A 13,786-nucleotide genomic window follows, 5' to 3' on the forward strand; every position below is an offset into this window, starting at 1 on the left:
CGAACAATCCGATGACTTTATATGAAAACATTCGTTTATAGAGGTGATTGTAATGGAAACCGTATTTGACTATGAAGATATTCAGCTAGTTCCAGCAAAATGTGTAGTAGAAAGCCGCTCAGAATGTGACACATCCGTTATGTTAGGTGGTCATACATTCCGTTTACCTGTCGTTCCTGCCAATATGCAGACGATTATTGATGAAAAGATTGCAATTCAGTTAGCAGAAGAAGGCTATTTCTATATTATGCACCGTTTCAAACCTGAAACGCGTGTAGACTTCATTAAAGATATGCATGCACGTGGTTTGATTGCTTCAATAAGTGTTGGCGTAAAAGAAGAAGAGTATGGATTCGTTGAGCAACTCGCGATGGACGCACATGTTCCTGAATTCATCACGATTGATATTGCGCACGGTCATTCCAATCAAGTGATCCGCATGATTCAACACATTAAAAAGCATTTACCGATGAGCTTTGTCATTGCGGGGAATGTAGGCACACCTGAAGCTGTCCGTGAGCTTGAAAACGCTGGTGCTGACGCTACAAAAGTTGGGATCGGACCAGGTAAAGTGTGTATCACGAAAATTAAAACAGGATTCGGAACAGGTGGCTGGCAACTTGCAGCTGTTCGCTTATGTGCGAAAGCTGCTTCCAAACCAATCATTGCGGACGGTGGAATCCGTACACATGGCGACATCGCAAAGTCTGTACGCTTTGGCGCCAGTATGGTCATGGTCGGGTCATTATTCGCCGGCCATGAAGAATCTCCTGGACAGACTGTGGAACAAGATGGTCAATTGTACAAAGAATACTTCGGTTCGGCTTCTGAGTTCCAAAAAGGAGAAAAGAAGAATGTAGAAGGTAAGAAAATGTTCGTGGAGTACAAAGGTCCATTAAAAGACACTTTGATTGAAATGGAACAAGATCTTCAGTCTGCTATTTCTTATTCAGGCGGCAAGAGTCTCAGTTCAATTCGCAATGTCGATTACGTTATTGTAAAGAACTCGATCTTCAATGGTGATAAAGTATTTTAATGAAGTTCAACCGGTTAGAGACTGTTCTCTAAGCGGTTTTTTATTGTAATTCTTTCGTGAATCAACATAGAGTTCTTTGAGGTCTGTGCATGTATCTAAGTGGCAAAATTCATGTCTTGCTACTATAAGCTATTCTAAGAGCAATTCCTCTTTTATCACCACACCTTATGGCGTAATATTTCAAGAATTATAACCAAATGATACGGCAAATACCAATGCGAATAGTGATAAGACCAGTATGACTGTGCAAATTATCGTTATGATTAGGGTTTGGCTTTTGGGTATGTCAGAACGGTTTTTCCAAATGGCTAGAAATAAGAACAAGTTGACTAATAGTATGATTAGAATAACGGAAAGAAGCATATAACGCTCTTTAATCACAAACCATACATCCATTGTCTTTGCTCCTTCCTGATAACTTTTTACTTAACAACCTGTTTCATGGATTGCATAAGTGAAAACCCTCTTTCACCAGAAACGTGCCCATTACTTATACCGTATTTTGAACCCGTTGATCTGTGTTGCTAGCTGGACGCGTAGCTTTTGAACGTGTGGTGAACATTCCAGAGCCTCTCGCTTCAGCTACGATCAACTAAGTGAGTACTGCAAATTTCGTTTCGTCATTCACCTGATAACTGAATTTAAAATAACATATCTCTTTTATAATCATGCACGTTTTATGTTGCATCTGCTTTGTTATCACGTGGACTAGTTTTAACTTTTTTAAAATAGACTTTCAGTATAATTAATATATAGATGAGCCAACTAGCACTATAGATCGTATACAATGCCACTTGAACACTTTGAGGGCTCCAAATGAACACTGCTTCCCATGAGTAACCATGTAGCAAAATACTTGGTACTAAATAGATAAATAAACTGAAACCCAACACACATAATAAAGACAAAGTCAGTTTAATAATGCTCTTTTTCCCATCATGTTTAACGTGTAACTGTTTTCTGTACACCTTTAGTAAAACTTTTATGATCAAGAATAAAGCAACTAGGATTAAGATGCTTAGTACAAGTATGGTACTAAGTGCCAACTGGTCTAGGTATTGGTTTGAGTCTTCTTTGTCACTGCTAACAATATTCCCTTGTAGTATTTCTTTAATTTCTACCCCTATATTTTGTACTTGATTTGAACTTAAATTACCTAAGACAGCCACTCCAATTTTTTCTTTGTTATTGAATGTTACATAGGTTGAATAGTTCGGATTCATTCCATCATGAGTGACCTGTTCATTTGGTTCAAGGAACCAGCCGCCAGCATAGAAAACTTCATTACCTACCATATCAACAGCACGATCTGCTATATGAGACTTTTTAATAATTCCTTTATCTAAATCCATTTCATTCATCGTACCCATTTGAATTTTAAGCCACTTTGCCATATCCTCCCCACTCGATATAATATATCCTGCTGGTTTGTTTCCCCTATATATCGGCGCTTCATATCGTTGTGGTTTTAAAAACCCTATCTTATATCCAGTAGTCATTTGATTGTTTATTTCTTCATTTCCGAATAGGTACGTATTGTTTAATTCCATTGGTTTTAAAATGGCTTCCTCCATATAGTATTCATATGTCCCACCTGTTACCTGTTCAATAATGAATCCTAGGATATCGTAATTTATTGTTGCATATTGAAACATCTTACCTGGTTCACTATCTAACTCTATTCCATTTAAGGTTCTCACTGTTTCTTCCAGTGCACGATCTTCATTAGAAATGGGAATCATATTTATAGTAGAGGCGGGGATTCCAGTTGTTTGATGTAATGTTTGCTCAATCGTGATTGGCATTTCTTTTCCTTTATACAATACTTTTAGCCAGGGGATATGTGTCGTTACATTATCGTTAAGTTCTATTTGCCCACTTTCTACTAGATTTAAAATGGCTAATGCAGTAAATGCTTTACTAGTAGAGGCTAATTCAAATAAAGACTGGGAAGTAACTGGTCTTTCTTCCTTTAGATTTGAAAATCCAAACCCTTTTTGATAAACCGTTTTATCATCTTTCACTATCGTTATGGATAGTCCCGGGATCTTCCCCTTCTTCATTTTTTCCATTACGACTTTTTCTATTTGCTTTTCTTCCGACTCTGTTACATCATTTATTTCTCGCGCCTTTATTACTCCATTTCCCACTATAGGAATCATTAGTATTGTTACTGCAGTTAACAATAATAGTATTTTTAGCATTACACCTTTCATCTATTCTCCTCCCATACTATCTGTAATATGTTTACTCTCTACAAAATATATCAGGTACATAAGAACAGGCACCTCGAACCGCTACTCCATATCAAGAGTGGGTCGAGGTGCCTGTCGATCTAATCTTCTCTTATTCCCCATTGTGCAAATTCAACTAACACGTCAGTTGCCTAATAAAATACTCCAAATATTCTTCCGTCTTGTCACTAATATATTTCCAATAGTAGTACGCTTCATAAAATGTATCTTGAATACTATATTATTAGCCGTTATTCTTCCGCAGCAAGTCGGAATTTGTTTTCGAATAAACTCGCCATTAAGGCCCCTATCGTTAAGTTCATTACCATATTGGCAACGGCTGGTACGGCTGCGAGTGATCCGAAGTGTTCCATCGCAAGTGTTGCGGCGAGAGCAGTGTTGCAAATACCTGTATGGAATAAAATTGCGCGGGCGTTGCGCTCAGGCACGCCTAGCCACCTGGAGATGAAGTAGCCAGCACCCATTGGTATGCTGACTTGTAATGTGACGGCTACAAATACAAGCGGTAGCACGGACAAGTTCTCAGACAGTGCTTGCTGGGCATTGGAGATGACCGATAGGATGACTAGAAATAGAGCGAGCTGAGACAAGACTCCGGTATATGGTTTGAACTTCTCCACTTGCCGCTGAAACTTCCACTGGATCAGCAAACCGCCAATCAAAGGGAAGAACACGATATAAATAATATTTAGAAATAAAGGCCAAAACTCAATAGGAATAAAGCGCCCCGCTAATGTCTGTAATAAAACGGGTGTCAACACAGGTGAAATAAATGTATCGAGTGTCGCCATCGTAATACTGAGCGCCACTTCTCCTCCTGCAATGAATGTGTATATGTTGGCCGATGTTCCGCTTGGTACCGTACCCGCCAAAATAATACCGGTTGCGATTTCTGCTTGATTGCCAAAAAATAAATAGGCGATCCCTATTGATACCCCAACCATGATCGTCCATTTCAGCAAGACGCCTAGTAAAGCGTATTTCGGATTTTTAATGACCTCGAATAGTTTCTCCGACGAAAGCGATAAGCCCATCAGAAAGAAGATCGTCCCTAATCCAAAGCCAGTCAATTGCCGGATTGAAATGAACGCATCCGGAATGATATAGGCGATGATGGATAAGAGTACGATCCAAAGTGGTAAATACTTTGAAATGATTTTGGATAGGGTTTGTATAGTTTTCATGTTTTTCTCCTCCTTGCGAGGAAGTCCGTCTGTGTATTTTGATTATGAGCGGGTAGTCCGTCGCTATGAGCGCTAATCAAAGTACTGTGATCAGTCTTCGGACATGTTTGAGCGGTTAAAGCATTCGATAGAGCACTCGCGACGCAACTATGAGCGCTTTCCACAAATCTTTGAGCGCTCACGATAAAACATCGCTTCTCACTCAGCATTTCCGATAGATATACGCTTCATCTTCTATATGATCTAATTCTGCCACGTCGCCAATCTCGACATTTCCATTCGTTCTTGCCGTCACCTTCGCTTTGGATTCATCCAACTGAATGAGTGCCACTGTGTAAGGAGTAAGATGAGCAAATTCAGCAGGTGCGATATGAATATCTGTGTAACTATAGACTGTGCCTCTCGAAGAAACGTCTTGTTCTTGCAGCTTGCCTGTTCCGCAACTTGGACAACGGTATTTATTCGAAACACTGGCATATTCACACTGATCGCATTGATAGACTTTCATCTCTTCACAACCTTTCTAGAATATGAACAGTGGAGTATGAACCTGTTCCACCCAAGTTTTGCGCCAAAGCAAGTCGGGCATGTTCTACTTGATTCGGAGCTATGCCGCGCAGTTGTTGGACGAGCTGATATAGTTGTGCGACACCGGTTGCACCGATTGGGTGACCGCGTGATAATAATCCTCCGCTCGTGTTTACTGGTTTATCGCCTGTCGCTTTCGTTCGACCTTGCTCCACCGCTAGCCAGCCTTCTCGTTTATTAAAAAAGCCTAATTCTTCAATCGCAAGCATTTCCGTCATCGAGAAGCAGTCATGAATTTCCACGACGTCGATATCTTCCGGACCGACGCCAGCTCTCTCATATGCCAAGCGGCCTGATTCTCGTACCGCGGGCAATGAAAGTACATCGTCCGCGTCTTGCATTTGTGTAGGCCCTGAACTTTGTGCAGACGAACGGATATGAATAGCACCTTTTTTACGTGTAATGACCAATGCTGCCGCCCCATCCGTTGTCGGAGAGCAATCAAATAAGCCGAGTGGCGAAGTAATAATACGTGCCTCCATAATCTCAGCTATCGTCGTTGGCTTCTGGAATTGTGCCAAAGGATTATGTAAAGCATTTTCACGGTTCTTCAACGCAATCATTGCCAGATGCTCTTTCGTAGCGTCCGTTTCATAGAAGTAACGATTCGCGAGTACACCGAAAAAGCCAGGGAACGTCAGGCCTGCCTGCTTTTCATTGGAGTCATTATCCATTGCAGCATTGATCGCCTGTGTAACGTCAGCAGTCGAAGCATGTTTCATTTTCTCTACTCCCGCTATTAAGACGGTGTCGTATTCGCCACTTAGAATCCCCATGATCCCTTGACGTAGTGCGATTCCTCCTGATGCACAGGCGCCTTCTACTTTCGCCGTCGGGATATAGCCGAGTCCGAGTTCATTGGCCACTAAGGCGCCAAGAATTTCTTGATTACCGATCGAGCCACCCATAAAGTTTCCGACAAACACCGCTTCAACTTTCGGATTTCCCGCATCTTCAAGTGCTTCTATCGATGCTTCAACTAACAACTGCTTCATGGACTTGTCGACAAATTTCCCGAACTTCGTCATGCCAATTCCTTCAATATAGACATTTGTCAAGATTGCACCTCCACATGCTGATTGCGTAATTCTCGTTTTAAGATTTTACCGTATGAGCTTTTCGGTAGTTCATCCACGATAAAAATCTCTTTCGGTTTTTTGAAGCTCGCCATATGGTCTAGACATAATTGAAGTAATTCATCTTTCATGACGGGCTTAATCCCATTCGGAACGACATACGCAATGACGTTTTCGCCCCACTTCTCGTCAGGTACACCGATGACACATGTCTCTTTTACTCCCCCATGCTTATTGAGGACTTCTTCCACTTCCCTCGGATAAATATTGACGCCCCCTGAAATGATAACGTCTTTTTTGCGGTCCACGATATGCACATAGCCCGTTTTACTTTTCCAACCGAGATCACCTGTTTGTAACCAGCCATCACGTAGTGTTTCATTTGTCGCCTGCTCATTATTCCAATAACCTTTCATAACAAGAGAGCCTTTACAAACAATTTCGCCCACTTCGCCTGGTGGTAGTTCGGCTCCTTGTGTATCGACAATCTTCACATCGACAAAAGGCCCCACACGCCCACAGGATTCTAGATGATCGCCAAGTTCGCGTTTTGGCATCATCGTAATACACATCGGCGCCTCCACTTGACCAAATGTCTGCGCAAATATCGGCCCTGTCAGAGCAAGCGCTTGCTCGAGCTTACTTGCAGCAATTGAAGAACCGGCCATATTAATCGTCTTGATTGTAGACAAATTCTTTGGATCAAATTTGGGATGCTGAATCATTAAGTTAACCATAGTAGGTACTAGGAAAATGACGCTGACTTTTTCTTGCGTTAAATTATGAACGAATTCTTCGGGCTCAAACTTATTGAATACAACTTGTGTTAATCCATACAGCCACGCTACATGCGACAGAAAGTTACTACCGTGTGTCAATGGTGCGACATGTCCTATCACATCGTCATAATCGGTCTCACAAGCAAGCGATAGTGATAAAGCACCTGAAATGATGTTGCGATGACTCAGCATCACGCCTTTCGGATTTCCCGTCGTACCGGATGTATACATAATCGCGAATATATCTTCTTCCTCAATTTCCGTTGTACATGTAGCACCCATATTTTGTTCAATCATATGTTCATACTGCTCACCGATCATTAGCGATTGAATTGCCGTATTGATCGGATCGATTAATTCTAATTCCCCAATGATCAACTGAACATCTGCATCGTTCAGCATATATTCATGCTCTTTCGGATGAAGTCGATAATTTAACGGTACTTTGATGATACCTGAAATTGCTGCCGCTACATCAAGCTCAATATGTTCGAGGCGGTTAGACGATAGAACGGCGAAGCGGTCGCCTTTTTGAAGTCCGACTTTCTCAAAATACGCTGTCAGCGCAAGTGCTCGTTGTATCAGTTCATGAAATGTAATGGAGCGTCTTTCATCTTTCACCGCAATTTTATTTGGATACGCTGCAGCTGATTTCATTGCTAGTTTACCGATTGTCTCCAACGTTACTCACTCCTTTTGGTAAAATGAAATAAGGGGATACCTGAATATTCATCTGGCTTTCTATGAACATGTGTGTTGGAAACCGGTAATATAATGAATTCCACTGTAATCGCTACAGGATTTTCTCCTCTAAGGAAGTGCCCGCCATTCATTTGTTTATCACAGTCTACATATAGACCATGGAAGTGGATATCCAACTGCCCTTGTTCATCGTGTCCGACAAATCCTGAACCTGAAAGCAATTCGACCGGAGTGTTTGTAACAAGCCGCTCGGAATATTGTAAGCTTTTATCTGGGTTTTGCTGTGGTTGGACAATGGTCGCATACGCCAGAGAGCCTATACATTGAAATTGGGCCACTTCCACATGATATTGCCTACACACTGCGAGAATCCCTTCAAATAGATCGGTATCTTTCTTCAAACGACCGATGATTCGATTCGTTTTCTCGTCGTATACCGCTTCAATTGAGTGATTCAATACAAAACCCTCCATCCACTTTCAGTATTTGTCCTGTCGTATAGCTAGATCTAGATGAGGCAAAGTACAGAACAGCTTCTGCGATACTAGCCGCTGTGCCTGTTTGATGGATTGTCACTTCGTCTAAGTTTGCCATAGCTACGGGTGCAACTGAATTACATGTCACTCCATATTCATGAAGTGCCTTCGCGGTCTGCTTTGTCAATTTACTCACCGCATCTTTAGAAGCGGTAAACGTTCGTTCTTTGCCGCAACTAGAAACCGAACTAATGTTGATGATACGACCATATTTCTGCTCCACCATATACGGTGATACTCCTTGAATAAATAGAGAAGTTGCTTGCACATTCACATCTGCTTCGAGCTCCCATTGATCAATAGATGACGGAGTTTCATTGTGAGTACTACATATACACATATTGTTTACCAAAATATGTAATTCCCCAAACATATCCGACGCTCTAGCGATAGCTGCGTTCACAAATTCCTTATCACGAATTTCACCCAGGCATTCTAAATAAACCCCTTTGCCTCTGAATGATTGAATGGCTTGCAACGTCCCTGCACAGCTCGTTGAATCTATCAGCACGACATTGGCTCCTTGTTGTGAAAGAAGGAGGGCCGTCTGGGCACCAATACCATTGGCAGCCCCTGTAACGATCGCCGTCTGTCCTTTCAGTTTCATAAGCAACCCCCTCCATCTACTTGATATTTAGTAAGTCTGGTAAAAATGTAGAGATCTGCGGAATAAACGTAATAAGTAATAAGATAATGACGGAGGAGACAACGAAAGGCAAAACCCCTTTCGATATTTGTCCTATTGAAGTATTCGATATGCCCGCAGCTACGAATAAGTTGAGTCCGACTGGTGGAGTGAAAAGTCCAATCGCTAAGTTGACTGTCATGAAAACACCGAATACTGTTGGATCGACGTCGAACAATAGCACAATTGGCAATAAAATTGGAATGAAAATATAGTAGGCGGAAATTGCATCGATAAACATACCGGCAATTAATAGAATGATATTGATGAGCAATAAGATAATAATTTTATTATCTGAAATACTTAACATCACGTCTGAAATCTGCGCAGCAATTTGCTCGGTTGTGATGATATATGCGTAGACACTTGCCGCACTGACGATAAACATAACGACTGCCGTCTGAATACCTGCCGCCACTAAGATGTCATATAGCTTTTTCAGTGTCAGTTCACGGTAAATGAAAAACCCGATAAACAGACTATAAAATACCGCCACTACTGCTGCTTCAGTCGGTGTGAAGTATCCACCATAAATACCGCCTAAAATAATGACTGGAATTAATAAGCCCCAGATCGCATTTCCGAAGGCTTTGAAACGTTCTGCACTTGTTGCTGGTTCCACTATGTACTGTTGCGATGTCAATCCTTCACGTTTTCCCTGGCGATGCCTAACGAACATAGCCGCCACAATAAATCCAGCGCCTAATAGCAATCCAGGAATGACTCCTGCCATGAACATACGTCCAATGGATACCGGGATCTGGTCACCCGCCACGACAGCAAAGACGATGAACGCAATACTAGGTGGAATGATTATACCGATTGCCCCGGAACTGGCCACCAAACCAGCCGCTGTTTCCGTCTTGTAACCGCTCTTCACCATACCTGGAATTAAAATACCACCGATCGCTGCAACCGTTGCAGGACCTGATCCTGAAATTGCCGCAAAGAAAATCGCTGTCATAACAGTGACAAAAATAATGCCGCCTTTACGGTGCCCCACTAACGCCTGCGCAAAATCAATCAGTCTTTTTGAAATTCCGGCATGCTCCATAATAACTCCTGCCAAAATGAAAAATGGGATCGCTAGCAACGTAAATTTCGCTACACTCGTGTACATGATATCCGCAACCAATTCCAAACCAAACAATCCACTACCTGTAAATAACACCACAATAGAAGAGATCGCTAAGGCCACAGCAATTGGCATTCGAAGCATGACTAAAATAAAAAACACGCTGAATAAAATAATTGCTGTCATATCGGCTGTTCTCCCTTCCCGTTTTGCTGTCGAAACTCAACAATTGTTACTTGAATGGAGCGAATTAAACAAAACAACGCACCGATAGGCATCGACATCGAAAACCACCATTGCGGCCAACCAAGAGAAGGTGTCTTCTGTCCCATGTCCATCTGATATTGCACCATCTTCAAACCAAAATATAAGAGAATAAAAAACAATAACATCATCATCAATCCAACCAAAATCGTAATTATATTCTTCAGCAACAGGTTACCCTTGTCATAAATCAGCGTAAAGCCAAGGTGAGCGTATTTACGCACACCAATGGCTGTTCCGACAAATGTTAACATGACAAACAAATTGACTGTGATTTCTTCAGTGAAAGAAAATGAATAATTGGCAAATCCTCTGGATAGCACATTAACGAATGCAATGGTGGACATGATGGACAGTACAATGACGACAATCCATTCTTCTACTCTATTGAATATCTTTCCCATACATCCACCCTCCAGTTCTTATTGGTCTTGGAACTTGTCTAGTAGATCCTTGCCCCAAATATCTTCATACTTTTCATACACCGGTTGTACCGCCTCTGTAAACTCTGCTAATTCCTCTTCTGTTGGTGCGTAGAACTGCATCCCCGCATCCTTCAATTCACCGATTTGTTTCTCTTCCTTTTCACGCGCCATTTCCACTTGATACTCTGCTGCTTCTTTACCTAGCTTCTTCACAAGCTCCTGATCTTCTGCACTCATGGAATCAAACAACTTTTTATTGATGCCTAATACGAGTGGGTCATAGGAATAGTTCCATGTCGTTAAGTAGTCTTGTACTTCATTCAACTTAGAAGAGTGAATAACATCAATCGGGTTTTCTTGACCGTCAATCGTACCTTGCTGAAGAGATGTGAAAACTTCAGAGAATGCCATTGTCGTTGGGTCTGCACCTAGTGCACGATACAAGTCTGTATACATCGTGATGCCAGGAATACGTATTTTCAAACCTTGCATATCTGCTGGCGATTTGATTTCTTTTTTGCTGTTCGTAATCTGGCGGAAACCATTCTCTCCAAATCCAAGCAATTCTACGTTCTTTTCGTTAAGAATTTCTGCGAGCGCTTCTCCACCCGCACCATCAAACACTTTGTCTACGCCGTCTTTGTCTTTGAATAGGAATGGCGCACTTGCTACCCCGAAGCGATCATCCAAAATAGAATAGATGATTGTCGAGTGAAGACTCAAGTCGGTCTGACCTTTTGTCAGAAGCTCTACACCTTTTCCTTGGTCACCATTTGATAGTTGTTCATTCGGGAATACTTCAATATTGATCCGGCCATCCGTTTGTTCTTTTAAGTCCTGTGCTAACTTGTCTGCCGCCTGGTACCAAGTTGATGAGTCATTCACCGTGACAGACATTTTCAGATCATATGATTTTCCTTCTGACTCGCCAGAACTATCTGTTGTTTCTTCTTTGTCTGACGAGCAAGCTGCCAACAATAGCATGGCAGATAAACCAATTGCCCCTAATACACTTTTTTTCTTCATTTTCATTTCTTATTCCCCCTGTTTTCTTTCAAAAGTCATACTGATACTGAGTATACAAATAAAAATAAAGTATCTATTCATAACTTTTGATTAGTGTATATAATTCTAATAGTCTAATAATTTAATTCATATAGAATATAGTACAATAATATCTAGAGAAACTTCTCTGTTTTTTGTGTCAATGTCTAGTTTCTACTGTAAAATGTCCTATTCACATTACACAAAGCAAAAAGAGGAGCAATTCATCGCTCCTCTTTTTGTACTTTATTTAACTTTTCTCTAGCTCTTACTAAGTAATATGCATTAATCCAAGAAGCAATCGGTATAACTAGCGCTATGCCAAGTCCTGCGCACAGTATCAAAATCATTTCTGAACTGAATATTTTTGAATTGACAATATCTCCAATAGAGTAATGCAAATCCTTAAACCAAATAAGCAATGCCAAATACCCTCCAAAGAATGCGAAGAATAAGGTATTCGTATCGGTTCCTAAAATATCCCGCCCAATGCTGACACCTGACTTGAACAATTCCTTCTTACTTAAGCCAGGCGTATGCTTAAATACTTCATGCATGGTCGTAGCGATCGATATAGCGACGTCCATGATCGCCCCAATCGTACTCATGATAATGACGGAAGCACCGATTTTTACAAAGTCCACACCAATATAGAGAGACATACCTGCGATTGCCTCTTCTTCCTCTTCCCCAAATCCTTGAATCATGAGCTTTTGGGATACTAACACAATGAAAAACAACAATAAACTGATGGTAATCATCGTTGCGATAAATGCGAGTACCGTTTTACTGTTCACTTCATTAATATAAAACAAGCTGATGCATCCAATAACGATACAGGCGATAAATGTAATTAGAATAGGATTGGCATTTGCATCCAACATAAAAAACATCGTAAAGAAGACGACGCCAAAGTTAAAAAACAGAGAAATAAATGATCTCGCTCCACTTTTTCCACCTACCCAGATCATCAATACAAGTAAAATAACCGCGAGCCATACAAGTACATTCATATTCTCGCCCTCTTTCGTTCAATGAAGAAGATCGCTGTATAAAGTCCAATGGGGATTGTCAAAACAATTCCAATTCCACCAGCTAACGCACGTGCTAATTCCAACGACAAATTCATTGAAAGCGCAAAGCCTACGGGAGAAGCATTTTTCAAATAAAGGATCAACATAGGGATGGATCCACTGATGTAAGCAAAAAATAGAATGCTTGTAATAGTCCCCATAATGTCTTTGCCAATATCTAGGCCAGATGCTCTCAGCGCTTTAACAGATATCGTGTGATCTCTTTCATATAATGCAAACATCGAAGACGACATCGTAATGGCCACATCCATGATTGCACCGAGCGATCCGATAAATAGCCCTACCATAAAGATGGTATGATAAGGACGCGTCAAAAACTGCATTTCCTCGTAACGCAGCCCGTTCCCCGATGTAATCCATATGACCAGAGATGTAATGGAAAGAGATATGACTGTTGCGACAAGCGTAGCTACAATTGCCGCATACGTTTTTTCAGTGCGGCCACTAACGAGCAGGAGTGAAATGGTGGTGAATAACAGGATACAAAATCCGCAAACTACAAGTAAACTGACCTCGTAATATTTCACATAAATATCTAAAGCGAATGATAGTACCAAGACATTCAACACAAAACCTACTATCGCTAATAGCCCTTGCTTATGCCCGACAATTAGTAGTGTAAAGACGAATATCCACGCAACGACTAGTACGTATTTATCACGTTTTACGTCTGTAATACTGCCTGCTAGTTGCTCTCCAACTTTGGAATCAATGGAAATAAATACTTCATTTCCTATATGGTACTGCTGATCGTACGCACCAGAAGAGGAATACTCATTGACCAACTGGACATCTTGCCCTTTTTCTTCGCCGTTCATAATCCTAGCTACGATCTGCTGGACAAATAGCGTATCTTCATTGCCATGCATATCGGTTACGCTAGTTTCTTCCTTTATTGTTGTATCGATCACCTTAGCGATCGGTCGGTCATAGAATGAATGATTTTGATTGACAAAGGCAATGGAACCGAGACAGCAAATTGCTACGATCAAAAACAAGATCCACTGCCATGTTGTAATGTTTCTGATTCTGTTCAAAACAAT

13 protein-coding genes are annotated in these 13,786 nt (G+C 41.2%); 1 reads left to right on the top strand and 12 read right to left on the bottom strand.

Annotated elements, in window-relative coordinates:
• The first annotated feature begins 52 nt into the window (after nt 1-52).
• On the top strand, nt 53-1,036 hold the full coding sequence (guaC, locus tag CSV61_RS05530; RefSeq protein WP_083034339.1) for a GMP reductase: 984 nt from the start codon (nt 53-55) through the stop codon (nt 1,034-1,036).
• Nucleotides 1,037-1,713: 677 nt separating this feature from the next.
• Here the strand turns inward: guaC and CSV61_RS05540 are convergent.
• The 12 genes from CSV61_RS05540 to CSV61_RS05595 all read right to left on the bottom strand — a co-directional run bounded on the left by CSV61_RS05540 (nt 1,714) and on the right by CSV61_RS05595 (nt 13,786).
• Nucleotides 1,714-3,252 (bottom strand): serine hydrolase domain-containing protein, encoded by a 1,539-nt coding sequence (locus tag CSV61_RS05540; RefSeq protein WP_099638372.1) that lies wholly within the window; start codon nt 3,250-3,252, stop codon nt 1,714-1,716.
• 269 nt (nt 3,253-3,521) lie between these two features.
• Nucleotides 3,522-4,475: a bile acid:sodium symporter family protein gene (locus CSV61_RS05545; RefSeq protein ID WP_099638373.1), complete on the bottom strand. Its 954-nt coding sequence runs from the start codon at nt 4,473-4,475 to the stop codon at nt 3,522-3,524.
• 202 nt (nt 4,476-4,677) lie between these two features.
• A complete protein-coding gene (locus tag CSV61_RS05550; protein WP_099638374.1) occupies nt 4,678-4,983 on the bottom strand; it encodes a Zn-ribbon domain-containing OB-fold protein in 306 nt (101 codons plus the stop codon).
• A 4-nt stretch (nt 4,984-4,987) separates the two neighbouring features.
• Complete coding sequence (locus tag CSV61_RS05555; protein WP_099638375.1) at nt 4,988-6,121, bottom strand: thiolase C-terminal domain-containing protein; 1,134 nt, start codon at nt 6,119-6,121, stop codon at nt 4,988-4,990.
• Nucleotides 6,118-7,599 carry a class I adenylate-forming enzyme family protein gene (locus CSV61_RS05560; protein ID WP_099638376.1) on the bottom strand — a complete coding sequence of 494 codons (1,482 nt, stop codon included), beginning with the start codon at nt 7,597-7,599 and terminating at the stop codon, nt 6,118-6,120. The genes CSV61_RS05555 and CSV61_RS05560 overlap by 4 nt, the downstream gene beginning before the upstream one ends.
• Nucleotides 7,600-7,601: 2 nt before the next feature.
• Nucleotides 7,602-8,078 carry a PPC domain-containing DNA-binding protein gene (locus CSV61_RS05565; protein ID WP_099638377.1) on the bottom strand — a complete coding sequence of 159 codons (477 nt, stop codon included), beginning with the start codon at nt 8,076-8,078 and terminating at the stop codon, nt 7,602-7,604.
• Entirely contained in the window at nt 8,062-8,763 is a 702-nt protein-coding gene (locus tag CSV61_RS05570; protein ID WP_199173592.1) for an SDR family NAD(P)-dependent oxidoreductase, read from the bottom strand. Before CSV61_RS05570 ends, CSV61_RS05565 begins: the two co-directional genes overlap by 17 nt.
• A 16-nt stretch (nt 8,764-8,779) precedes the next feature.
• Entirely contained in the window at nt 8,780-10,102 is a 1,323-nt protein-coding gene (locus CSV61_RS05575; protein WP_099638379.1) for a TRAP transporter large permease, read from the bottom strand.
• Nucleotides 10,099-10,584 carry a TRAP transporter small permease gene (locus CSV61_RS05580; protein ID WP_099633620.1) on the bottom strand — a complete coding sequence of 162 codons (486 nt, stop codon included), beginning with the start codon at nt 10,582-10,584 and terminating at the stop codon, nt 10,099-10,101. Before CSV61_RS05580 ends, CSV61_RS05575 begins: the two co-directional genes overlap by 4 nt.
• A gap of 18 nt (nt 10,585-10,602) precedes the next feature.
• Nucleotides 10,603-11,637: a DctP family TRAP transporter solute-binding subunit gene (locus CSV61_RS05585; protein ID WP_083034350.1), complete on the bottom strand. Its 1,035-nt coding sequence runs from the start codon at nt 11,635-11,637 to the stop codon at nt 10,603-10,605.
• 236 nt (nt 11,638-11,873) lie between these two features.
• On the bottom strand, nt 11,874-12,662 hold the full coding sequence (locus CSV61_RS05590; protein ID WP_099638380.1) for a YibE/F family protein: 789 nt from the start codon (nt 12,660-12,662) through the stop codon (nt 11,874-11,876).
• The gene (locus CSV61_RS05595) at nt 12,659-13,786 is read right to left on the bottom strand and encodes a YibE/F family protein (protein ID WP_369824312.1); all 1,128 of its coding nucleotides are present in this window, start codon (nt 13,784-13,786) and stop codon (nt 12,659-12,661) included. The genes CSV61_RS05590 and CSV61_RS05595 overlap by 4 nt, the downstream gene beginning before the upstream one ends.

The sequence above is a fragment of the Sporosarcina sp. P3 genome (assembly GCF_002743415.1).
Classification (GTDB): Bacteria; Bacillota; Bacilli; order Bacillales_A; family Planococcaceae; genus Sporosarcina; species Sporosarcina ureae_A.

Bases quoted from the DNA above. Each gene is read 5' to 3' on its own strand.
- guaC (WP_083034339.1), top strand. From the start codon at position 53: ATGGAAACCGTATTTGACTATGAAGATATTCAGCTAGTTCCAGCAAAA.
- CSV61_RS05540 (WP_099638372.1), bottom strand. From the start codon at position 3,252: ATGAAAGGTGTAATGCTAAAAATACTATTATTGTTAACTGCAGTAACA.
- CSV61_RS05545 (WP_099638373.1), bottom strand. From the start codon at position 4,475: ATGAAAACTATACAAACCCTATCCAAAATCATTTCAAAGTATTTACCA.
- CSV61_RS05550 (WP_099638374.1), bottom strand. From the start codon at position 4,983: ATGAAAGTCTATCAATGCGATCAGTGTGAATATGCCAGTGTTTCGAAT.
- CSV61_RS05570 (WP_199173592.1), bottom strand. From the start codon at position 8,763: ATGAAACTGAAAGGACAGACGGCGATCGTTACAGGGGCTGCCAATGGT.
- CSV61_RS05575 (WP_099638379.1), bottom strand. From the start codon at position 10,102: ATGACAGCAATTATTTTATTCAGCGTGTTTTTTATTTTAGTCATGCTT.
- CSV61_RS05580 (WP_099633620.1), bottom strand. From the start codon at position 10,584: ATGGGAAAGATATTCAATAGAGTAGAAGAATGGATTGTCGTCATTGTA.
- CSV61_RS05585 (WP_083034350.1), bottom strand. From the start codon at position 11,637: ATGAAAATGAAGAAAAAAAGTGTATTAGGGGCAATTGGTTTATCTGCC.
- CSV61_RS05590 (WP_099638380.1), bottom strand. From the start codon at position 12,662: ATGAATGTACTTGTATGGCTCGCGGTTATTTTACTTGTATTGATGATC.